General features: G+C 46.8%; 17 protein-coding genes, 2 tRNA genes and 2 pseudogenes. 10 read left to right on the top strand and 11 right to left on the bottom strand.

The features are described 5' to 3' along the window. The first annotated feature begins 463 nt into the window (after positions 1-463). The 3 genes from OK023_RS09790 (at position 464) to OK023_RS09780 (ending at position 3,391) form a co-directional block, all read left to right on the top strand. Positions 464-1,558: a succinylglutamate desuccinylase/aspartoacylase family protein gene (locus OK023_RS09790; protein WP_317692544.1), complete on the top strand. Its 1,095-nt coding sequence runs from the start codon at positions 464-466 to the stop codon at positions 1,556-1,558. A gap of 277 nt (positions 1,559-1,835) precedes the next feature. Further along, positions 1,836-1,911: transfer RNA gene (locus OK023_RS09785), tRNA-Thr, on the top strand. Positions 1,912-2,620: 709 nt separating this feature from the next. Then, positions 2,621-3,391, top strand: coding sequence for an N-acetylmuramoyl-L-alanine amidase (locus OK023_RS09780; RefSeq protein ID WP_317692543.1), 771 nt, complete (start codon positions 2,621-2,623; stop codon positions 3,389-3,391). 939 nt (positions 3,392-4,330) lie between these two features. Here OK023_RS09780 and OK023_RS09775 read toward each other — a convergent pair. Both OK023_RS09775 and OK023_RS09770 read right to left on the bottom strand, forming a co-directional pair. Next, the gene (locus tag OK023_RS09775; protein ID WP_317692542.1) at positions 4,331-4,738 is read right to left on the bottom strand and encodes a GIY-YIG nuclease family protein; all 408 of its coding nucleotides are present in this window, start codon (positions 4,736-4,738) and stop codon (positions 4,331-4,333) included. Positions 4,739-5,331: 593 nt separating this feature from the next. Next, positions 5,332-5,841 (bottom strand): annotated as a pseudogene (locus OK023_RS09770) (IS5 family transposase); the annotation flags it as partial. On the opposite strand from OK023_RS09770, the pseudogene OK023_RS09765 reads away from it, so the two are divergent. The 3 genes and pseudogenes from OK023_RS09765 to OK023_RS09755 all read left to right on the top strand — a co-directional run. Next, a pseudogene (locus tag OK023_RS09765) lies at positions 5,831-5,935 on the top strand (site-specific DNA-methyltransferase); the annotation flags it as partial. The pseudogenes OK023_RS09770 and OK023_RS09765 sit on opposite strands and share 11 nt — an antisense overlap. 280 nt (positions 5,936-6,215) lie before the next feature. Next, positions 6,216-6,386, top strand: coding sequence for a putative holin (locus tag OK023_RS09760; protein WP_317692541.1), 171 nt, complete (start codon positions 6,216-6,218; stop codon positions 6,384-6,386). A gap of 219 nt (positions 6,387-6,605) precedes the next feature. Beyond that, positions 6,606-6,866: a tail fiber assembly protein gene (locus OK023_RS09755; RefSeq protein ID WP_317697623.1), complete on the top strand. Its 261-nt coding sequence runs from the start codon at positions 6,606-6,608 to the stop codon at positions 6,864-6,866. A 270-nt stretch (positions 6,867-7,136) separates the two neighbouring features. Here OK023_RS09755 and OK023_RS09750 read toward each other — a convergent pair. From OK023_RS09750 to OK023_RS09740, 3 genes are all read right to left on the bottom strand, one after another. Continuing rightward, a tRNA-Pro gene (locus OK023_RS09750) sits at positions 7,137-7,213 on the bottom strand. A 77-nt stretch (positions 7,214-7,290) separates the two neighbouring features. Beyond that, the gene (gene yejM / locus OK023_RS09745; protein WP_317692540.1) at positions 7,291-9,075 is read right to left on the bottom strand and encodes an LPS biosynthesis-modulating metalloenzyme YejM; all 1,785 of its coding nucleotides are present in this window, start codon (positions 9,073-9,075) and stop codon (positions 7,291-7,293) included. 9 nt (positions 9,076-9,084) lie between these two features. Then, positions 9,085-9,312, bottom strand: a complete 228-nt coding sequence (locus tag OK023_RS09740; RefSeq protein ID WP_317692539.1) for a YejL family protein — start codon at positions 9,310-9,312, stop codon at positions 9,085-9,087. A gap of 169 nt (positions 9,313-9,481) precedes the next feature. On the opposite strand from OK023_RS09740, the gene yejK reads away from it, so the two are divergent. Beyond that, entirely contained in the window at positions 9,482-10,489 is a 1,008-nt protein-coding gene (yejK, locus tag OK023_RS09735; RefSeq protein WP_317692538.1) for a nucleoid-associated protein YejK, read from the top strand. Between the two features lie 87 nt (positions 10,490-10,576). On the opposite strand, the gene rplY is transcribed toward yejK, so the two are convergent. Continuing rightward, on the bottom strand, positions 10,577-10,861 hold the full coding sequence (gene rplY, locus OK023_RS09730) for a 50S ribosomal protein L25 (RefSeq protein WP_317692537.1): 285 nt from the start codon (positions 10,859-10,861) through the stop codon (positions 10,577-10,579). Positions 10,862-11,024: 163 nt separating this feature from the next. Then, on the bottom strand, positions 11,025-12,782 hold the full coding sequence (locus tag OK023_RS09725; protein ID WP_317692536.1) for a DEAD/DEAH box helicase: 1,758 nt from the start codon (positions 12,780-12,782) through the stop codon (positions 11,025-11,027). A 374-nt stretch (positions 12,783-13,156) separates the two neighbouring features. Between OK023_RS09725 and rsuA the strand changes: the two genes are divergently transcribed. From rsuA to OK023_RS09710, 3 genes are all read left to right on the top strand, one after another. Continuing rightward, a complete protein-coding gene (gene rsuA / locus OK023_RS09720; protein WP_317692535.1) occupies positions 13,157-13,870 on the top strand; it encodes a 16S rRNA pseudouridine(516) synthase RsuA in 714 nt (237 codons plus the stop codon). Positions 13,871-13,900: 30 nt separating this feature from the next. Then, positions 13,901-15,097: a Bcr/CflA family multidrug efflux MFS transporter gene (locus OK023_RS09715; RefSeq protein ID WP_317692533.1), complete on the top strand. Its 1,197-nt coding sequence runs from the start codon at positions 13,901-13,903 to the stop codon at positions 15,095-15,097. Positions 15,098-15,829: 732 nt separating this feature from the next. Further along, positions 15,830-16,174: a YejG family protein gene (locus OK023_RS09710; RefSeq protein WP_317692532.1), complete on the top strand. Its 345-nt coding sequence runs from the start codon at positions 15,830-15,832 to the stop codon at positions 16,172-16,174. A 13-nt stretch (positions 16,175-16,187) separates the two neighbouring features. Here OK023_RS09710 and yejF read toward each other — a convergent pair whose 3' ends face one another. From yejF to OK023_RS09690, 4 genes are read right to left on the bottom strand one after another with little or no spacing between them, the layout of a single operon-like run. After that, positions 16,188-17,792 carry a microcin C ABC transporter ATP-binding protein YejF gene (yejF, locus tag OK023_RS09705; protein ID WP_317692531.1) on the bottom strand — a complete coding sequence of 535 codons (1,605 nt, stop codon included), beginning with the start codon at positions 17,790-17,792 and terminating at the stop codon, positions 16,188-16,190. Between the two features lies 1 nt (position 17,793). Continuing rightward, positions 17,794-18,819 (bottom strand): microcin C ABC transporter permease, encoded by a 1,026-nt coding sequence (locus OK023_RS09700; RefSeq protein WP_317692530.1) that lies wholly within the window; start codon positions 18,817-18,819, stop codon positions 17,794-17,796. Then, positions 18,816-19,910 (bottom strand): microcin C ABC transporter permease YejB, encoded by a 1,095-nt coding sequence (locus OK023_RS09695; RefSeq protein WP_317692529.1) that lies wholly within the window; start codon positions 19,908-19,910, stop codon positions 18,816-18,818. Before OK023_RS09695 ends, OK023_RS09700 begins: the two co-directional genes overlap by 4 nt. Before the next feature lie 9 nt (positions 19,911-19,919). Beyond that, positions 19,920-21,728: an extracellular solute-binding protein gene (locus tag OK023_RS09690; protein WP_317692528.1), complete on the bottom strand. Its 1,809-nt coding sequence runs from the start codon at positions 21,726-21,728 to the stop codon at positions 19,920-19,922. Positions 21,729-21,749 lie beyond the last annotated feature (21 nt).

Below are 21,749 nucleotides of genomic sequence, written 5' to 3'. Positions count from 1 at the left end.
TAAATGTTCATATTGATACGTTCATCACTCGAATTGTAATAATTATGTATTTTTAACACTTTTCATACGTGGTATGCACGCGTTATACGAAAACAGGCAAGATGACGGCATTACCTTCAATTGAAAAGATAGGTTTTATACCCACGGTTTAAAGAAGGCTTGAGCATCGGGGGGAGGGCGAGGATATTCAGGTAACTCTGATGGTTCTGCCATGTGCTCAACTGGCTGCCAGTTTGACGTGTTTTTGCTTTGTTGAGGGTTATAACTTACTGACAAATTTAAGATTGTTGCTAGCTTGAAAAGCATCTGCGCATGTTATTCTTTTGACCGCAGATTGGAAGGGACCGTTCAGGAAAGCTTTCAATCAACCTCCGGCATGTGAGGTAGCGCACTGTTTGCTTGTAGTTTGGTCAATGACCTAGGAAATTTTTTACGTGTTTCAATAATACCAATGGGGATGCTGATGTATAAAGTGACGATGTTTGCTGTGCTTCTCGCAGGAGCGCTTAATGTCCAGGCAGCAACGGTTTATACCGGGGACAAAATTGATGGTAATCCAGTTATTAGTAAATTGGATGTAGACGATTTGGAGGCAGGGAAGGTTTATCGCTTTATGTTCCAAGGGGCTAGTAACGGGATTGGGCAGCATTGGTATGTGCCTGTTCTAGTGGCTAAAGGGGCGAAAACAGGACCAAAGTTGGGTCTGCAAGCAGCGATTCATGGTGATGAATTGAACGGAACGCGGGTTATTCAGCAGGTGTTCGAAAAACTGGATCCTACACGGTTGAAGGGCAGTGTTGTGGGTGTGGTTGGTGCGAATCCTTCCGGTATGTTAGCCAATAATCGTAATTGGCAATTAGCCAATGACGGTGGCTATATGGTCGATTTTAATCGTATTTGGCCAGGAAAAGAGAAAGGCAATACCGCTGAACAACATGCTTGGTTGCTGTGGAACAATTTGTGGGCAGGTAATGCTGCAATGTTCGTAGATATGCATACGCAGAGCACGGGGACGGAATATCCACTATTTATTTACGCTGATTATAGCAACGCGCAGGTAAAGCAAATGGCTGAGTTATTTCCTGCAGACCAGATTAAAGCTGACCCGGGTGAGAAAGGTTCTGTGGAAACCACTTTCGTCGAAAATAAGATACCAGCCATTACGTTGGAAATTGGCCAACCCAAGTTATACCAGCCTGAACTGATCGCTCGCAGTCTGGTTGGGGTAAATAACCTTATGATCCAACAGGGCATGATTGAGGGAGAGTTAGGAGCAACGGCTAAAGAGCAAAAAACCTTTGTTGGTAATGAAATGGACTCTATTCGTGCCGAGGTAGGGGGATTTTCCGAGATTTTGGTGAAAGTCGGTGATTCTGTGGTGAAAGGTCAGAAGGTGGCGATTCAACGTAATGCCTTTGGCGATACTCTTCGTGAATACACCGCTAGCCACGACGGCAAAGTGTTGGCGATTGGTAACGACCCATTGCGTGAACCTCGAGCGTTGCTAGTTCGCATCCTGTTTAATAACCCGGCCCCACAGTGTGTTAATGGTTGCTAATTGACGCAGATATCTATCCCTTTGCATAAATCGTCGAGGGGTAGATATTTCTAATCGTGCGGTATAAAAAGCTATCTACCAGCCAGTAGGCCGCATAACAGGATCCTATAGCGGCTTGCATCAGTTTCCTGATGAGAATAAACAGGCTAACTGTGCGTATAAAATTTGGTCTATAAGCTATTTTTTAGACGAAACGACAAATAATTTTTTGATTACCCTTGATTGTTCTCATAACGCTGTATTATATTGCGCTCCATAGAAAGCACGCTTCCTATTAGCCGGCTTAGCTCAGTAGGTAGAGCAACTGACTTGTAATCAGTAGGTCACCAGTTCGATTCCGGTAGCCGGCACCAAATTAAAAACGTAACTATGCGTCATCCCTGTTTTAAGACCACGCTACTTCCCTTAACGCGCATTGAAAACGTGTCTAAAAAAAGATGCACTTTTCCCCACTCGCCTATTTAGCCCTAGTATCTTTCTGTAAAACATTTCTGCACACCCGATAGGTAACGAAAAACACTAAAGGTCTTCTTTATGTTTTATATCGTCTCTCAAGGTAAACCGCTGCATTTGTACTTCGATAGGTCTAAAAACGCTATATAGATACTGTGGTGCTAAACCTCCTTACTGTTTCTTTGTGATTGTACGATCCTTCCCCTTTTCCTAAATAGGTGTTTTTTAATACCGCGACACATCACGCTTCTGCTAGGTGGGAATGATGAGGAACGCCGACATGTCTTGAACCCCTTCTTGGGGCTGGTATCGCGCACCCCTGCGCTCAATGGTCGGCTAATCTGCATCACTCACTATCATGCGCTAATGAAATGGACACCTCCCCATAGGGAGATAGGCTCGTTATTCATACGGTAATAAGTTTGACTGTGTTGATCGGTAGGTTGAGTCTGAAAGTGAGTGATTCGCTCAAATCTCAGATCGATAAATCAGAGTTGAGAGCAAGATTTGTCAATATTTTTTATGGGTCGACAATTAAAATGCTGTATTTATATACAGTAATCATGCTAACTTTAAAACTCCAAACCTACTGAACAACAGGAGTTACCTATGTATCATATTGATTATAATAGTTATCGTACGGTTAAGGGTTTTAATCGTCGCGTTCGTTTTCTTGTTATGCACTACACGGCTATCGACTTTAAGGCATCTACTGATGTACTTACGGGGGCATCGGTAAGCGCGCATTACCTTGTGCCTGACCCGTCAGATAAAACGTACATCGATGCGGGCTTTAAGGACATGCGCATTTTTAATTTGGTTGATGAGAATGAGCGAGCTTGGCATGCGGGTGTCAGCTCGTGGGCCGGACGGAGTAACCTGAATGATACGGCGATTGGGATCGAGACGGTTAACTTGGCTATTGATAATAATGGGGAATTCACCTTTCCTCCGTATAATCCGATCCAGATAGATGCAATCAAAGCATTGGCTTTGAATATCCTTCAGCGTTATCCAGACATTACGCCAACCAACGTTGTTGGGCACAGTGATATCTCCCCAGGAAGAAAAAGTGATCCAGGAGCAGCTTTTCCGTGGAAGGCGCTTTATGATGCAGGCATCGGGGCCTGGTATGACGATGCGACCAAGCAACATTACCAGTCACAATTTTGCAATACTCTACCGGTTAAAGCCGTAGTCATCGAGAAACTGAAACGCTATGGATATGACATATCTAGTGCGAATTCCGATCGCGGGTATAACGAGCTTCTCCGGGCATTTCAGCTCCACTTTCGTTCACAAAAATATGACGGTGTATTGGATTCTGAAACTGCAGCAATCCTTTATGCTTTGGTAGATAAGTATTTTCCTGCAAAGTAATTTATCAAACTCTAGTAAAACATGGAGTGACTCGGCAATAGGCTGTACCAGAAGCCGAATATGGCACGAAGATTAAAGCATATAATGGATTGGTTGATTTTTTCTGGTTCTGAAAATCATGTACTTTGCAATTGGCTTGATGACATTACAGAGCGCCTATCTGTGGGCGCTCGATAATGCCTCATGTGTAGAGGTATTAATTAAACGGCGGGTAACTGTCATATAAATAAAGGAATCAATGATGGAAAAATAATTTCGGTGAGCGATACCACAATCATAATTAGCGAGAAAACAGACGGTTGTGTCAATGTTAAGGTGTGCTGTTGCAAGCCGCCAACACCAACGCTGGCGCCAATATCTTTAAATAAGCTCATTTCAGAGTCATCAGGTTCTGACAGTCAATGGCATCGAAATAGTCTAGGATCTTGCTACTTGGTGTTAAGTACGTGTTGTAAAAACGTTGGCTTTAGTTCTAGGTATTTTTTGAGATCTCAGACCGATCATTTATCAGCATGAACTTTCCAGTGTCCGATTGCTCAGCGATTTATTAGTGGTTACGATTGGGGTGTACCCCTAAATGGCCGCAGCTCTGTGGGTTTGCGACGGCACCACGGATAATTGCGTGATACCGCCCAGTGCATGGTCTTTTTGATTTCTAACTTGGCAATAGTTCCAGTGATTCTGCTGTTTTAGAGCTGGCTAAGGCATTACACATGGCTCACGATGAACACCATTTCAGACTACTGACAAACCCATTATTAGGGAGAGCGTGCCGACGGCGTCGTAATGACGTTACGTCGGCCCGAGGGGTATTATGGAGCACAGGGATGTGCTCCATAATACCCCTCGGTGCACTAAGCCCGGGTATCTCAGGCTAGAAGACGACTTTGTCATCAACCTCACATGGATCTCAATGAGTGCCATGTGTAGTGATAAGTACTATTTTATCGTGAACGGCGTTGTTAAGTGTGCAGTCACGCCATTTAACGTAATAGTCGTTTCTGGAAAATGGAATTCAACAGCATCTTGAATATTGCAACGAGGCTGATGTTCGTAGATTAACGCTGCTTCTGCGCGTTTACGATCAACAGCCTTGATAGTAGAATAACTATATCCTAAGACTTCATCGTGGCTTAAGCAGTTCTTCCAGTTACTTAATTTGTTATGATCAGATATGCGCTCATAAATATTTTCTGACTCGCCAATATAGATCAATTCTTTTAAGTCACTTTTTTTCTTAGGGTTTAACGTGGTTCGATAAACGCAATAAACCCCAGACTCTTTTGGAAAATTAGTTGCTTGTTCGCCTTGCCATACAAAATTTAACTCAATGGATTTTCGTGACATATACATACTCCTATTAAATCCATATAGACGAATGTTAAATTTACGTTTATACCCAAAATCATTCGAGTTGCTTGTAGGCGGCAACTGAGCGAAGCCCCAAGAGCTTACTCAGGTAAGTGACTGGGATAAACGAAGGCAGTCAACACCTAAGCAACTTGAAGTATGACGAGTATAGACATCTCTATTTACAAAGATGTGAAAGACAGTTTAGAAGGCAGTTAGCGATTTGCAAATTTTTATGGTGATACTTTATAGAGCATCACAAAATAGCCTTACGAGACTGTCGTGTGATGCAGCACAACTGATGACCCGGTATATAGTCAGGATGAGTAATCCAAATCCCTATGGCGCAGGTGGCAGGCTACTTTCTTGGGGGGCTTACGGTTAATCCTCTGTGCATGATGTGTGATACTACATAGCCGCATAGACCCTAAAACAGCCATGGGTCATATCGATCCTCGCGGAATGAAAAAGGCGAAGACATCGTAAGCATTCGGTGATCTCACCTTGAACGAATAGAATTATCGGTTACTCTGTTGGCGCTGGTTAGGTGAAGGTATTTTTTACGAAGGTCCCGTTGGCTGTTTGAACTTATCGTAAGCTCTATCCGCTGAGGCCACCTTTATTTACGGGGTGTCTGTCTAATAAGGCCCGGAGAGGCTTCCGTATCGGTTGATATTGCTCAATGACAGGTCTGCACAGATGACTTCATGCGTTTTCGCATCTACCGCCAAGTGCAGTTTTCGCCAGATACGCCGTTTCTCCTGACCGTGTTTTTTCACCTTCCACTCCCCTTCACCAAAGACTTTGAGGCCGGTGGAGTCGATAACGAGGTGTGCAATTTCACCCCGTGTTGGGGTTTTAAACGGGATATTCACGGATTTCGCCCGCTTGCTGATACAGGTGTAATCAGGACAGTTTAACGGCACTTTCATCAGTGCGAACATGGAGTCGACGAAGCCCTAGAGGGCACGAAGTGTCAGGCCGAAAACACGCTTCAGCATCAATACCGTGCTGATGGCCATAGAGGAATAATGTTGCGGGCGACCCGGCATAGACAATGTTGCCTCGTCGTGCCAGGCATGGATTGCTGTTTCATCCAGCTCAACAATCAAAGCCGCAATAAAGCTTGGTCGTATTGGCTTGGATGTTGAGCTTGAGAAGGATCGATTCGATCAAACTGTTCGGGAGATATAAACAGAAAAGTTGAAGATTTGACATCGCCAAAACGGGCTGACTCAAAAAAAACCACTACCCTCTGCAGGGTAGTGGCAGTCAATGCGACCAACACCAGGGAAATATTACGGCGTCATGCAGATAGCGAGGCGGCAAAAACTAATATCTGCAAGACTTTTATATCGTAAGTACATGACAGGACTATTACTGTCTGAAAATAACAGGTTCAAACGGCTCACTTCGGTGAGCTTTTTCATTTCTAACGCCCGGTGTTCGTCGAGCGACGAACAAAGGAGAAAACATGCCAGAGCCTGTAACTACCACAACGGTGGCAGGCGTAACGGTAACAGGGGTTGCAATCATGACGTTTTTTGCCAGATTACCGGCTGGCGTTGTTTTAGGCGCTTTTGCTGGCGCGATCCTGTTTGTTGTTTCCGCTTCCGAGTACGGCATCCGTTCCTGCGTACGTTGACAGATGCTGCAACAGGCATGACTGCGGCGAAAGGCGGGATTCAAATCACATCAAGGGACAAGCGCTACCGGTGTGCTGTCGTTGTACATCGCGGGGATGCGCACTCAGTTGACTGTTGTTGCGTCAGATGCGCCTGCCGCTGTTGCTGTTGCAATCGTTACTACGGTGAATGCACAGAGCCAGTTAGCCAAGATGACTACATAAAACCCGGCGACCCCTATCAGCGAGGAGGAGGCGAAAATACTTGCAAATCCACCGCCCTCTAAAGAGCAGCTTGTGGCATTTGCTAATGCAGAAAAAACACAGCGATTTACAACAGCGACATACGAAATCGCGTGGCGGCAGGATGCTTTAGATCTAAGCGTGGCAACCGATGCTAACAAAAAGGAGTTAATCAACTGGAAGAAGTATCGTCTGGCTCTAAGTCGCGTTGATATCGAAAAAGCACCAGACATCGAATGGCCAGTAGTGCCGGACTAGTTATGGGGCATATATGGGGCATGAATAGTGCTTGAGTGAGCATTATTGAGCATGAGAAGGAAAAACAAACATCCTAAAAAAACCATTTAAAACATAACCTAAGCAGGCTTGAGCGCGTGTGTAATAAACTGACTCAGTACTGTGTAGACGTATTGATGTGCATTACTCACTTTGTCGGGGGTTTTACCAGAGTTTTACCATTGTTTTACCATGTTAAAATTGCAGGCATAAAAAAACCAACCGTAAGAGGTTGGTTTTTCTAGGGTTACTTGGTCGGCATGAGAGGATTCGAACCTCCGACCCCCGACACCCCATGACGGTGCGCTACCAGGCTGCGCTACATGCCGAATCAGTGAGGTCTATACTACATTTTCTTGTCGCGATTTCAAGCCACGCAAACACTGTTCGCTTTAGATTTAAGCAGTTAGTTAGCAATAAAACGCTTAACATCGGTCAACACCTGCAATAGTAGCGTTAGCTGAGGTTTTTCGTCTTTTATTTCTTTGCCGTGCTCATCATAGGCATTATAACTGCCACTACCATTTAGCGTCAGAATATGCGTTGGGGTTATGATCACTAAATTGCTGCGATTACCTGTGGCAATCCAGTTATTTTTACGCTGTGCTGCAAACAGATCCTCTGCTTGTGAGTAATCGTTGGCGTTGGTTTTGACATGCAATAGACGTTGCATCAACGTGCGCATCACATCATTGTGACTAGTCAGCCTATTGATGGCTTGCGAGGGCGCGCCAGGCCAGTGGATCACTAAAGGAACTTGCAACTGAGGGCGGTTAAAATTACTGTCTGCCCCCCAGTCTCCGTTGCCGGTATCATTGAATTCCACACCGTGCTCAGCGGTAATGACCACCACGGTTTTATCAAGCATCCCTTTCTCTTCAAGTGTTGTCAGCACTTGAGCAATCTGAGCATCGACATCTTTTATACCAGCACGATAGCGCTGTACGAAAGCATCAGGGGTCAGTTTTGCCTGTGCATTTTGCAAATCATTACCACTGAAATTGATGTAAGAGAACCAAGGGGAATTATGGCTCTTTTCGGTCAACCAACGTTGCCATTGATATGTGGTTGTCGCATCGCTTTGTGCAAAAGGTTCAGTTGGCAACGAGAAATCAGCCAACAATGCCTGACGATAAAGCGCAGCGTTGAAGCCGTTAGATGAGAACAGGCCAAATTGATAGTCTTGATCACTCAGTGCACTGATCAACGCTGAAGGCTTACGTCCGGCAAGGACTCCATCCAGATAAGTCGATGAAATACCGTAAAACAAACCAAATAATCCGCTATCGGCATTATTGCCAGAACTGTAATGATCGTTGAAACGAATATTATTTTGCGCAAAATGTGTCAGAGCTGGCATATCTTGCGCAATATCTTTGGCCCGGATGCCATTTACCACAATCATCAGCAAGTTATAACCACTGCCTTTATCGCTGTAGTTTAGGTCACTGAGTGGATACTCAACTGCAACGGCATCAGGATTACCTTGTTGTACCAAACGGCGTTCATACTCTTGGGGGTCGAGCAAACCATGTTTTTCTAGGAATTTGCGCGCAGTCATTGGGTAAGAGAGTGGAAGATTGGCTCGTTGCATGGTAATCGGGCGGTAGAAGTTAGCATCCGCCCAGATATAAATCAGATGCGAGGCAAAAAAAGAGCAGATAAACAGTATCGCTAACGGTTTGCCAAAGCTGTGTCGGTTAAGACTGCGTAGTTTCTGCCAACTCCAGGTGGCGAAAAGCATTTGGATCAGAAATATGATGGGTACGCCGATAAATACCCATTGCCACTCACGAGCCGGTTCGCTCTGATCTGGATTGATCACCAGTTCCCAGACTACCGGGTTAAGATGCAGGTGAAACTGGGTAAATACCTGACTGTCGACCAACAGTAACGTTAGCCCGGCTGTCGCTAAGGCGGCAGAAATAAATCGCAGCAGACGTTGCCACGTCACCACAAAGGTGAGTGGGAAGATAATCAGCAGATAGACGGCAAACACGATAAAACTGAACTGACCAATCAGGCTGACAAACGCATAGACGCGGCCCAACAGTGAAGAGGGCCAGTCGGTGACAAACAGGTAGCGGCTACCCAACCCAATACTGAGCAAAATGTTAAATAAGGCGAACCAGTGCCCCCAACTGATCATTTGGGAGACTTTTTCACGATATCGCTGACCGTTTGTCACCATAAATAATTATTAATGTGCTTTATCTTCACTAATAGAAGCCTGTAGAGCTTCAGCGAACGATCTGGCCAGTGGTTTCCGCTGGTCAGGAGAGATACTGGTATTGATCAGATTGGTTACCATATTACCCAGTACCATCAATGAGAGATCGGTAGGAGTATGGTGTTTTTCCAAAACATTGACCAGCTCAGAAAGCAATTGTTCAACGTGTTCGTCACTGTAACGGGATGATTGTGGCATAAATATTGTGCTCAAAGCCTGACAAAGTTCGATATCTTACCGTATAGGGATGTTATTTTCTGCTCTTTTATAGCATTAAGATGGTCAAGAAAGTGACTAGGCTGCTTTTGTGTTGCAGCCTGTCTTCTTCAGTGCTTGAATACCTGCTCAAAGAACAGGAGGAGTGATCATGAGTCTGGATATCGAGCAGATTGCACTGCACCAGTTGGTAAAACGTGATGAACAAACGCTGGACGTGGTGCTGCGCGATTCCCTACTTCCCAGCAACGCTGCGGTGGAAGAGATGATGGCAGAGTTGCACCGCGTTTACAGCGCTAAGAGTAAGGCTTATGGTTTGTTCAATGAACAGAGCGAATTGGCGGATGCATTGCGGAGTTGTCGCAAGGGTGAAGAAGATTTCCTTGCTTTTAGCCGTGCAGCAACTGGCCGCCTGCGTGATGAACTGGCCAAGTATCCCTTTGCCGAAGGGGGGGTTGTGCTGTTTGGCCACTATCGTTATCTAGCAGTTGAATATTTGCTGATTGCGGTTCTTAACAGTTGTAACAGCATGCATGTTAATGATGACTTGGATATCAGTACCACGCATTATCTGGATATCAACCATGCGGATATTGTGGCACGTATCGATCTGACCGAGTGGGAAACCAACCCTGAATCCACACGCTATCTGACTTTTTTGAAAGGACGGGTAGGGCGAAAAGTTTCAGATTTCTTTATGGATTTCCTAGCGGCGGCTGAGGGGCTTGATACCAAAGCGCAAAATCGCGGTCTGTTGCAGGCGGTAGATGATTACTGTGCAGATGCGCAACTGGATAAAAACGAACGTCAGTCTGTGCGTCAACAGGTTTACAGTTACTGCAAGGAGCAACTACAGGCAGGCGAAGAGATTGAGTTACAGACGTTATCAAAAGAGATCGCGCCACTGGGGGACAAAGATTTCTTGCAGTTTTCCAGTGAACAGGGTTATCAGCTGGAAGAGAGTTTCCCAGCGGATCGTGGCACATTGCGTCAGCTGACCAAATTTGCTGGCAGTGGCGGGGGGATAAGCCTGAATTTTGATGCAATGCTGTTGGGAGAACGAATTTTTTGGGACCCTGCGACAGATACACTGACTATCAAAGGTACGCCACCAAACCTGCGGGATCAGCTACAACGCCGTTGGAGTGGGGGAAAATAAACTTTTTTCGCCAAATGTAGCCAATAAAAAACGCCACTATAGCGGCGTTTTTTACTTCGGTGTCCCGAAAGGTCGATGACGTAGCGATTAAACGCGAACGAAGTCGATATGGGCCAGTTTAGGCTTGAATACGTGACGCTGGACAGCCTGGACCTTAACTTTGGTTTCTTTACCGTCGATTACCAGAATGATAGCTTCATTGTAGAATTCTGGTTTAATTTCCATGTTCTTCACAGAATCATGGTCCAATTCGATGGAAACTGCAGCTTCTTTGCCACCGTAAACGATAGCTGGGAATTTGTTGGCTGCACGCAGGCGGCGGCTCGCACCCTTACCCTGGTCTTTACGTACTTGTACATTGATAGTAAACATTGTTTTTTCTCTTAAAAGAAAATTTACCCTGCTACAGGCGACCCAGTAACAGGTTCGATAACCTGCTTTTACCCCAGGCGAACCTGGGTAAAGCGGGCGGCATTTTAACGGAAAGCCGCCCTATGGGCAATGAAAACCTGCCTTTCTACCTTAGAGATTAAGGCTAATAAAGTTCGTTAGCACGGCGGAAGCGCCCCTGATAATCAAAAACTTTTTCACGCACTTGCCAAAATTGACCGCGTTTACGCGCAACAACAAAGTCCGGATGACGAAGCCGTGTTTGTTGGGCAATGATATCCGCCGCACTTAGCCAACCGAAGGGAACGCCAGGCGCTCGCTGATGAGGGCGCAGGAAAAGCATCTCGAAAGCTTTACGCTGCGCCGGGGTTTGCAGAAGGAAACGCTCGCTAGTACTGGTACCGTCTTCATCATAATAGGTAGCCTTAAGCCACTCTCCTTTTTCATCCTTACCACTTTGCAGTTCCATACCACCGCAGCGTAGCACCAAGGCATCTTTTAACTTCAACGCAGCTTTTAACATATCATCGGGATCGACCAATATTTCTTGGCACTGATGGCAACGGCGTGCCGCGATATCATTCTCACCCCCGCAATGCGGGCAACTTTTGAATCGGAAACGGTAATCGCATTGTTCGCGCTTTCCTTCATCGTCCTCTAGCCATCCTTGGCAACGGCGACCATAATGCTCGATAATTTCGCCGCTTTCCGTACATTTCCCCCAAAACAGGTTGGCAAAACCGCAGCTTGGGCAAAAAACTTGCACCGGCTGACTGTCTGCATGAGGTTTACTGGTACCCACTTCGGGGGTGAACAGATCGTGAGGGTTTCCGGCGTAGTCGAGGATTAGGCAATCTGTCTTGCCGGGAGAAAGTCGCAATCCGCGCCCAACAATCTGTTGATACAGGCTGACGGATTCCGTTGGTCGCAAAATAGCAATCAAATCGACATGTGGCGCATCAAAGCCAGTTGTTAACACTGCCACGTTTACCAGGTAGTGTAAATTTTGTTGCTTGAAGGCTTCGATCAGTGCATCGCGCTCTGCTGGTGGCGTGTCGGCATTCACCAATGCGGCCTCTCCTTTGGGCAACAAACTCTGGACTTCGCGGGCATGTTCGACCGTGGAGGCAAAGATCATTACTCCCTTACGTGTTTCGGCGTACTCAACGATCTGGCTGATAATGTGCGGTGTAATACGACTTTGCTTTTTCAACTCGCAATTGAGATCAACTTCGCTAAAAAGCCCGTTACTTCTGGCTTGTAACCGGCTGAAATCGTACTGCACAATTGGCATATCCAAGCGTTCTGGCGGGACAAGGAATCCCTGTTTAATCATGTAACGCAAGGGTAACTCATAAATACAGTCGCGAAATAAACTGTTGCTGTCGCCGCGCATCATTCCGTGGTAGTGGAATTGATAAATCCAGCCTTTCCCTAACCGATAGGGTGTAGCCGTGAGGCCTAGGAGGCACAGTTGCGGGTTGGTTTTTTGCAAATGCTGGATGATCTGCTGGTATTGACTATCGTCATCGTCGCTGATGCGGTGACATTCGTCGATGATCAGCAGCGAGAAAGCACCGTCAAACAAGGGAAGGTTACGTGCTACCGATTGCACACTACCAAAGACGACCTTACCCGTGCTTTCTTTTTGTTGTAAACCGGCGGCGAAAATATCGGCTTCTAGGCCATAAGCACAATATTTGCTGTGGTTTTGTGCTACCAGTTCTTTGACGTGGGCCAGTATCAATACCCTGCCACGAGCGCGTTTTGCTAGTTCGGCAATCACCAGGCTTTTGCCTGCACCGGTCGGTAGCACGATCAGTGCTGGTTCAGGGTGTTGCCGAAAATGAGCGATGGTGGCTTCGACCGCTTCTAACTGATAAGGGCGCAGGGTAAAGGCCATAGTTAGTACCGTCCGCTGAATTTGGCCACTGTGTGCACATTTTGCTTTATAATATCCCACTGAAACTGTGTCATTCTGCTCCTCAGATGGCAGAAAAATTTCTATTATTATGCCTTCTGCTCATAAGCAGTGCGAGGAACATAGAAATTACCCCTGTTATGCTATCGTTTACGCGGCTATACTGGCGCATCTCCCTTAATTGCGCGTGAGTAGTGCTGGCGGTCAATTAAAGGGCACAGCTTAGGCTGTTTCCCACGTAATTATACTTAGTCATCCTCTCCGAACCTGTTCGCTTTCACCTAGTGCAAAGGCAGGGCTTCATATTGAGCAACATGATCGGTACGATCATAACAACAGCAGGCAAAGCAGATTCAATGCGACTGGACAAATTTTTATCTCAACAGTTAGGTATCAGCCGTGCGCTTGTAGCGCGTGAACTCCGTGCAAAACGTGTCACCGTAGATGGGGAATTGGTAAAAAGCGGGGCAATTAAATTGGCACCTGATCAGGTTGTTACATTTGATGGTAACGTATTGGCACAATTGGTCGGGAATCGCTACTTTATGCTTAATAAGCCACAGGGTTATGTGTGTTCTACTGACGACCCCGATCATCCAACGGTACTCTATTTCCTTGATGAGCCTGTGGCTTACAAGTTACATGCGGCTGGGCGGTTGGATATTGATACGACAGGCTTGGTGCTGATGACCGATGACGGCCAGTGGTCGCACCGTATCACATCCCCGAAACATCACTGTGAGAAAACCTACTTGGTCACCTTGGAGCATCCGTTGGCAGCTGATACGGCTCAACAATTTGAGCAAGGAGTGCAACTGCATAACGAAAAAGATCTGACCAAACCTGCCCGTTTGGAAAAAATCGAAGACAACTTGGTGCGTTTGACACTGAGTGAAGGGCGTTATCACCAGGTGAAACGGATGTTTGCCGCCGTGGGGAACCGGGTGATTGAGTTACATCGTGAACGTATTGGTGCTATTACGCTGGATGATGATTTGGCTCCCGGAGAATACCGCCCGCTGACTGAAGACGAGATTGCCGGTGTGGGTGCGCCTCACCTGCAGGATTGATTTTTACGGTTGACTAAGGAGTAGTTGAGCGTGCAACAGAACCGAACCTCTCATCTTGGTTTGATTTTTATCCTGGGCTTACTTTCTATGCTGATGCCATTGGCGATCGACATGTATTTGCCCAGTATGCCGATAATCGCCAAGGAGTTTGGCGTGGAGTCAGGCCGTGTACAGATGACACTCAGTGCTTACATGCTGGGGTTTGCTGTTGGGCAGCTCTTTTATGGCCCAATGTCAGACAGTATAGGCCGAAAGCCAGTGATCCTTTGGGGGACACTGATCTTTGCTATCGCGGGCGGAGCCTGTGCGATGGCTCAATCGATTGAGCAGTTAATCAACTTGCGATTCCTGCATGGCCTGGCTGCCGCTGCTGCCAGTGTGGTGATCAACGCTTTGATGCGGGATATGTTCACCAAAGACGAATTCTCACGCATGATGTCATTTGTGATCTTGGTGATGACTATTGCACCGTTGCTTGCCCCAATGATTGGTGGGGCCTTGCTGCTATGGTTCAATTGGCACGCGATTTTTTGGACGATGGCGGCAGCTGCATTATTCGGTTCATTGCTGGTAGCGTTCTTTATCAAAGAAACACTGCCTAAAGAACGCAGACAAAAGTTTCATCTGCGTACCACGTTGAGGAATTTCGGTTCGTTATTTCGCCACCGGCGAGTACTGAGCTATATGTTAGCCAGTGCCTTTTCATTTGCCGGTATGTTCTCTTTCCTTAGTGCCGGGCCGTTTGTCTATATTGAGCTGAACAACGTATCGCCTCAGCATTTTGGTTACTATTTTGCGCTCAATATTGTGTTTCTGTTCCTGACGACGTTGATCAACAGTCGTAATGTGCGTAGGGTCGGTGCGGTTAACATGTTTCGCTTCGGCTTGTTTGTCCAGTTAGCTATGAGCGCGTGGTTATTACTCGCTAGTGCCTGTGGGCTTGGGTTCTGGGCGCTGGTATTAGGGGTTGCGGTTTATCTTGGTTTTATTGCGATGATTTCATCCAACGCAATGGCAGTGATTCTGGATGGTTTTCCGCATATGGCGGGAACAGCCTCTTCTCTGGCTGGAACACTGCGTTTCAGCATTGGTGCACTGGTTGGTGCGATACTGTCGCTGGCACCGGGTAAGAGTGTATGGCCGATGGTTTCATCAATGGCGCTGTGCAGTGTCATTTCGGTTTTGTTCTATATTTATGCCAGTCGTCCTCGTCATAATACAGCCTGATACTTAGCATCAGTTGCAATCTAAAAGCTCGTCATACTGAGCTTTTAGATTGCAGGAAAAGCCAGAGACTGAAGGCTAAAAACTCTTTTTGATCAGCTCTTAAGCTGAACTTTTTACTGCTATACTCGCCGTGTATTTTGCCCACCAAACTTTGTGCCTACACCTTCTTTTTTGCTCAAAGTATCGCCAGCGGTAGTCGCGTTCATTTAATAGATAGAGTTAAGGCCTGGTCATTGAAAACGGTGCCTGACTCTCTAAATGGTAGCCAAACAAACTGTATTTTTTTGTTAAAACCCATCGGCCAATTTGCGAGGTTATCAGATATGTACCCACTAAGAGATAAACATTGCTTAGCGAGAGTTTTTAATAAATTACGATATTTTTCAATATGTTAAATTTCATCACCAGCATGCTAATCGAGATGAATGTATGGATATTGTAAAAATATAACGTATGTAAAGTAACTGCATTGCAAGAAAAAAGAGTTGAGTTAAAGGTAGTTAAGGGTTAAATATAGCGAAAAAATGAGAACTACATCGCATTTCACTGTAAGAGGATATCCTACGGTGGTTGAAAATTGCGTGATGGTAGTAAGTACAGAGTGTGGCTAAGTTTTGTTATATATTTAACTTTTAGTTAACATTTTTGGCGGCAAAATCGTCATTTTATGGCTATAACTTAAATACACCTGTTATTTAAAAGTATTTGATCTTTTCATTCTAGGGATTTCATGTGGGTAGTTGCCAACTTTCGGTCGTACATCGATTGCCGCAAAGTTATCGTTGGTCAACAGGTTTTACCGGTATTAAGGTTGAACCGATCCCGTTTAATGGGATAGACGAGGATAACAATCTTATTGGCTTGAAATTGCTCAGCCATGACGGAGACGATGCTTTGCAAGTAATGCAACAGCTTAACCTTTCTTTGCAGGAGATACAGGTTGATTGTGCTGTTGTTGAATGGGAGGGAGAACCTTGCCTGTTTTTGAGCCACTGTGATGAAAGTGCAGCCATGTGTCGGCTCAAAAATATGGGCGTGGCGATTGCCGAGAAACTCAGTGCGCGATATCCCTTTTGAATTATAATGCTGACTAATCAACCAATTGCAATAATTGCTGTGTGTAAGCAGCCGAGGGCGCATTGAAAATAGTCTGACAATCGCCCTGTTCCACGACTTCCCCTTGGCGCAGAACAATCACTTTATGGCAGAGTGATCGAACCACTTGAAGATCGTGGCTGATGAACAAATAAGCCAGCCTATGCCGTTGCTGCAAAGACTTTAACAGTGCCAGGATTTGTGCCTGTACCGATTTATCCAACGATGACGTTGGTTCATCGAGGACCAACAGTTGTGGTTGTAGGATCAGGGCTCGGGCAATCGCAATACGCTGACGTTGCCCACCGGAAAACTCTGTTGGATAACGGTGGCGTAGTTCGGGGTCCAACCCCACTTCTTTCAAGGCTTCCATTACCCGCTCTTCGCGCTGTTCGACTGTTAGCTGCTGATGTACTTCTAGCCCCTCGGAGATGATTTGCAGCACGTTCAATCTTGGATTCAGCGCTGAATAAGGGTCCTGAAAAACAATCTGTATCTTGCTACGGTAGGGCAGCATTTGCTGGTTATTAAACTCATGCAACGGCTGCCCGTTAAACCAGATAGCCCCTTTGGAGCTGAGTAATCGTAGCAACGCCAAACCGGTGGTACTTTTCCCTGAACCGGATTCACCGACCAAACCAACGCTTTCACCTGGCTGCAATTCAAAACTCAGATCCTTAAGTGCGTAATTTTGATCAACAATCCGCTTTAGCAGGCCGCGTTTGATCGGGAAACTGACCTGCAAATTCTCTACTTTCAACAATGGCGCAGTCTCTCCCTGCTTCTGATTGGCGAGCAATGGCAGTGGCTCACCCATATCCTCTGCAGCCAGCAGTTGCTGCGTATAGGCATGCTGTGGAGTATGGAAAAGGTTTTCGCGGCTGTCCTGTTCCACACATAGGCCTTGGCGCATGACCGCCACGTTATCGGCCAAACGACGTACAATATTCAGGTTATGTGTAATGAACAGTAATCCCATCCCCATTTCCTGTTTTAACTCTTTTAATAGCACCAGGATCTGAGCCTGAATAGTGACATCGAGTGCGGTTGTCGGCTCATCGGCAATCAGTAGTTTTGGCTGGGTAAGGACTGCCATGGCAATCATCACACGCTGACGTTCACCGCCGGATAGCTGATGTGGATGATCTTTTAGCCGCCCTTTGGCATTACGGATCCCTACACGATCCAGGCACAGAATGATTTCAGAACGGGCGCTTTCTCGGCTCATGCCTCGGTGCAGCATCAAGACTTCGGCAAGTTGTGTCTCAATGGTGTGCAGCGGATTGAGCGATACCATCGGCTCTTGAAAGATCATAGAGATCAGGTTGCCCCGCACTTCGCGCAGTTCGGTTTCGGGAGCATGCAGGAGAGATTTACCGTTAAACAGAATATCACCACTAGGGTAACTTACCGGTGGAGACGGTAATAAACGTAATACGGAGAGGGCAGTGACGCTTTTACCCGAACCGGACTCACCGACCAGAGCTAAGGTTTCACCTTGCTCAATCGCGAGTGAAACGCCATTAACCACTTGATTTAATTGCCCCCCTTGGCGGAAAACAATACGGAGATCCTGAATGGCGAGAAGAGGAGTGGTCATATTAATGCGCCTTGCTAGGGTCGAAAGCGTCGCGTACTGCTTCGCCGATAAAGATTAACAGTGAGAGCAACACGGCCAACGTTAGGAAAGCAGTAATGCCTAACCACGGTGCCTGCAGGTTATTTTTGCCCTGTAACAATAATTCGCCCAATGATGGTGAACCTATCGGTAAGCCAAAACCAAGAAAATCGAGAGAGGTGAGTGTGGTAATCGAGCCGCACAGAATAAACGGCAGGAATGTTAATGTGGCCACCATCGCGTTGGGCAACATATGGCGATACATAATCACCGTATCCGTTACTCCCATGGCGCGTGCCGCGCGAATGTAATCGTAATTGCGGGTGCGTAGGAATTCGGCACGTACTACGCCGACCAGACTCATCCAACCAAATAGAATGGTGATCGCCAACAGCCACCAAAAATTCGGTTGCACAATACTGGAAAGCAGAATGATCAAGAACAGGGTGGGCATGCCAGACCATACCTCAATAAACCGTTGTCCCCATAGGTCGAATCTACCGCCGTAATAACCTTGCGTTGCGCCTGCACAGATACCGATCACACTGGAAAACAGTGTCAGTGCGAGCCCGAAAAGCATCGAGATACGGAACCCATACAGTACTCTTGCAAGAACATCGCTGCCATTGCTGTCTGTTCCGAGCAGATTTTGTCGCGATGGCGGAGCAGGGAAGGGGACCTCGGTAGCAAAGTTGATGGTATTGTAACTGAAGCGTATCGGTGCCCATATCGCCCAGCCAGATCGTTCTATCTGCTTGAGTACAAAGGGGTCTTGAAAATCTGTGGCGGTATTCAATTTACCACCGAAAACGGTCTCGCTGTAGTTGACCATAAAAGGTACATACAGACGGCCTTCATAGCGAACCAACAGCGGTTTATCGTTAGCGATCAGGTTAGCGGCCAGGCTGAGAATGAAGGCGGCCAAAAAAATCCAAAGTGACCAGTAACCGCGGCGATTGCTGCGAAAACGCGCCCAACGGGCCTGATTAATTGGGCTTAAACGGCTCATTGACGTGCCTCGAAATCAATGCGCGGATCGACCAGAGTATAGGTGATATCACTAACGATATTCAGCAACAGGCCGATCAGGGTGAATATATACAACGTACCGAACATCACTGGATAGTCTCGTTGCAGGGTGGCGTCATAGCCCAGCAATCCTAAGCCATTTAACGAAAACATGACCTCGATTAACAAGGAACCAGTGAAAAACATGCTGATAAAAGTGGCTGGGAACCCGGCAATCACCAGCAACATGGCGTTACGGAAGACGTGACGATAAAGGATCTTTTTTTCGTCTAGCCCTTTGGCTCGGGCAGTAACCACGTATTGTTTGCGTATTTCATCCAGAAACGAGTTTTTGGTCAACATGGTCAGCGTGGCGAATCCACCGATCACCGTCGCCAGTACGGGGAGGGTGATATGCCACAGATAATCGACGATCTTGCTATACCAGGGCAGGGCATCGAAATTACTGGACACTAGCCCGCGTAGTGGAAACCAATCAAGGTAGCTTCCCCCAGCAAACAGGACGATCAACAAGATGGCAAACAGAAAAGCCGGTATGGCATAACCGACGATGATCAGTGTGCTGCTCCAGGTATCAAAGGCACTGCCGTTGTGGATCGCCTTGCGTATTCCCAGTGGGATAGATACCAGGTAAATAATCAGTGTGCTCCACAAACCCAAGGTAATAGAAACGGGCAAGCTTTGGCCGACAAGCTGCATGACAGAAGCACCTCTGAACAAACTTTCGCCAAAGTCAAACCGGGCGTAGTTCCATAACATGGAAAAGTAACGTTCGTGCAAGGGTTTGTCGAAACCGTAACGTTTGGTGATCTCTGCGATCACCTCAGGGTCTAGCCCACGTGAGCCACGGTATTGGCTCTCTCCTACATTACCAACACCGGCTTTGGCATGCCCAAGGCCATCCCCTGCGCCCCCACCGGTAAACCCGCTGGTTTGCCCCAGTTCAATGCTGGCAATGGCCTGATCGACTGGTCCACCTGGGGCGACTTGCACAATGAAAAAGTTGATAGTGATAATCGCCCAAAGCGTAGGGATCACTAATAATAATCTGCGTATCAGATAAGCTGCCATCACGATTCCTTATTGCCGTTGTTCGGGCAAACGTGACGCTTTGTTTACGTCATACCACCAGTTATCAAAGCCGATAGAGTAGGTTGGGCGTACCGCTGGTGAAGAAAATTTATCCCAGTAAGCGTAGCGATCATGGTTGGAATACCACATTGGTAGCATGTACATATTCCAGGTTAGTACTCTATCCAACGCTCGGCCTAGAGAGAGTAAGGCTTTTTCATCACCTTGATGTTTCATGATTTGCCGTACCAGCGCATCTACCGCTGGATCGCTGACGCCGGGCGTATTCCAACTGGAGTCGATATAGTCTGAATCCCAACGGGTTTGTAGTGCAGAATCGGGGAACGGCATGGCGAGATACACCGTGGGCATCATATCAAAATCACGTTTACGCAGCCGGCGAGTGAATTGGCTGGCGTCGATCTCGCGGATTTGCATGTCAATACCCAATCGCTTCAGATTGTGCTGGAATGGCAAAACATATTGAAAATTGCTGCCACTCAATAACATCAGCTCAAAGGTAAAAGGCTTGCCGGTTTTGCGGTTAACCAACTGCTGATTTTTCACTTCCCAACCGGCCTGCTGCAGCAGTTCGGTGGCTTTCAACAGGTTTTCACGGTTGTTACCGCTACCATCAGAGGTTGGTGGCTGATAAACAGCAGTAAAAACCTCTTCTGGTACTTTACCTTTTAGTGGGCCCAGCCAGGTAAGTTCTGTTGCGTCGGGATATCCACTGGCGGCGTAAGCGGTGTTTTGGAAGTAGCTGTTGGTTCGTTGATAAGCGCCGTAATAAAGCGCCTTATTCATCCAGTCAAAATCAAATGCCAGGGTAATGGCTTCCCGTACCCGTCGATCGGCAAATATCGGGCGCTGGATATTGAATGCCAACCAGCGCGTATTCTGCGCCGCTTGATTGGCCTCATCCTGTTTAATGATGAAGTTGCGCGCAAAGTTGCCGCCTTCATACTGCGTAAACCAGCTTTTGGGTGAACTCTCTAGACGAAAGTCATACGCACCAGCTTTAAAGGCCTCAAGTGCTACTTTATCATCCAGATAGTAATCATAACGTAGGCTATCGAAATTATAGCGCCCGCGATTGACGGGCAAATTGGCAGCCCAATAATCGCGTATACGCTCATAGGTAATAAACTGTCCTAGGCGGTAGCTACCCACTTTATAGGGTCCGCTACCGAGAGGAGGAATGCTCAAAGGCTCATTCAGCTTGTGATTTTTCCAGAAATTTTCAGGCAAGATCGGAAGGCCAAAAAGGCCCAGCAGTCGATCTCTATCCGGTTCTGGAAGTTCGATGCGTACGGTCAGGCGGGAAATGGCTTTGACCGTAACACCTTTGTATAACGAACGGAATTGTGGAACACCTTCAGTCATAAATTTGTTGAAGGTAAATGCCACATCGGCAGCTGTAATCGGGCTACCGTCATGAAAACGGGCGTTTGGATTGATATCCAACTCCATCCAGCGCATGTCTGCCGGGTAACGTGCTGATTCTGCGATCAACGGATAATAACTTGAAGGTTCATCGTCGGAGGTGGTAAACAGCGTGCCATAGAGTTCCCCTGTTCTTTCTCCAGGTACGCCACGTGAGGCAAAGCGGTTAAAATTATCGTAGGTGCCTATAGCTGCCAGCCGAATATCTCCCCCCTTTGGGGCCGCGGGGTTGACATAGTCAAAATGGCTGAAGTCGTTGGAGTATTTCGGTTCGCCGAGCGTAGCGAACGCGTAGCTTTCATTGAGGGTTTCGGCCTGTAAGCTAAAACTGAGTGCCGAAAGCACCAAGGTAGCAAAAATGCGCACAGACATCTCTACGGTAAGCTCCTGTGG

The organism is Serratia sp. UGAL515B_01 (genome assembly GCF_033095805.1).
Lineage (GTDB): Bacteria > Pseudomonadota > Gammaproteobacteria > Enterobacterales > Enterobacteriaceae > Chania.
This window is presented reverse-complemented; position numbering and strand designations above follow the sequence as displayed.

Coding starts and splice junctions, on each gene's coding strand:
- OK023_RS09700 (WP_317692530.1), bottom strand. CDS start 18,819: ATGAGCCGTTTAAGCCCAATTAATCAGGCCCGTTGGGCGCGTTTTCGC.
- yejF (WP_317692531.1), bottom strand. CDS start 17,792: ATGACCACTCCTCTTCTCGCCATTCAGGATCTCCGTATTGTTTTCCGC.
- rsuA (WP_317692535.1), top strand. CDS start 13,157: ATGCGACTGGACAAATTTTTATCTCAACAGTTAGGTATCAGCCGTGCG.
- OK023_RS09780 (WP_317692543.1), top strand. CDS start 2,621: ATGTATCATATTGATTATAATAGTTATCGTACGGTTAAGGGTTTTAAT.
- OK023_RS09695 (WP_317692529.1), bottom strand. CDS start 19,910: ATGGCAGCTTATCTGATACGCAGATTATTATTAGTGATCCCTACGCTT.
- rplY (WP_317692537.1), bottom strand. CDS start 10,861: ATGTTTACTATCAATGTACAAGTACGTAAAGACCAGGGTAAGGGTGCG.
- OK023_RS09790 (WP_317692544.1), top strand. CDS start 464: ATGTATAAAGTGACGATGTTTGCTGTGCTTCTCGCAGGAGCGCTTAAT.
- OK023_RS09740 (WP_317692539.1), bottom strand. CDS start 9,312: ATGCCACAATCATCCCGTTACAGTGACGAACACGTTGAACAATTGCTT.
- OK023_RS09690 (WP_317692528.1), bottom strand. CDS start 21,728: ATGTCTGTGCGCATTTTTGCTACCTTGGTGCTTTCGGCACTCAGTTTT.
- OK023_RS09725 (WP_317692536.1), bottom strand. CDS start 12,782: ATGGCCTTTACCCTGCGCCCTTATCAGTTAGAAGCGGTCGAAGCCACC.
- yejM (WP_317692540.1), bottom strand. CDS start 9,075: ATGGTGACAAACGGTCAGCGATATCGTGAAAAAGTCTCCCAAATGATC.
- OK023_RS09775 (WP_317692542.1), bottom strand. CDS start 4,738: ATGTCACGAAAATCCATTGAGTTAAATTTTGTATGGCAAGGCGAACAA.
- yejK (WP_317692538.1), top strand. CDS start 9,482: ATGAGTCTGGATATCGAGCAGATTGCACTGCACCAGTTGGTAAAACGT.
- OK023_RS09760 (WP_317692541.1), top strand. CDS start 6,216: ATGCCAGAGCCTGTAACTACCACAACGGTGGCAGGCGTAACGGTAACA.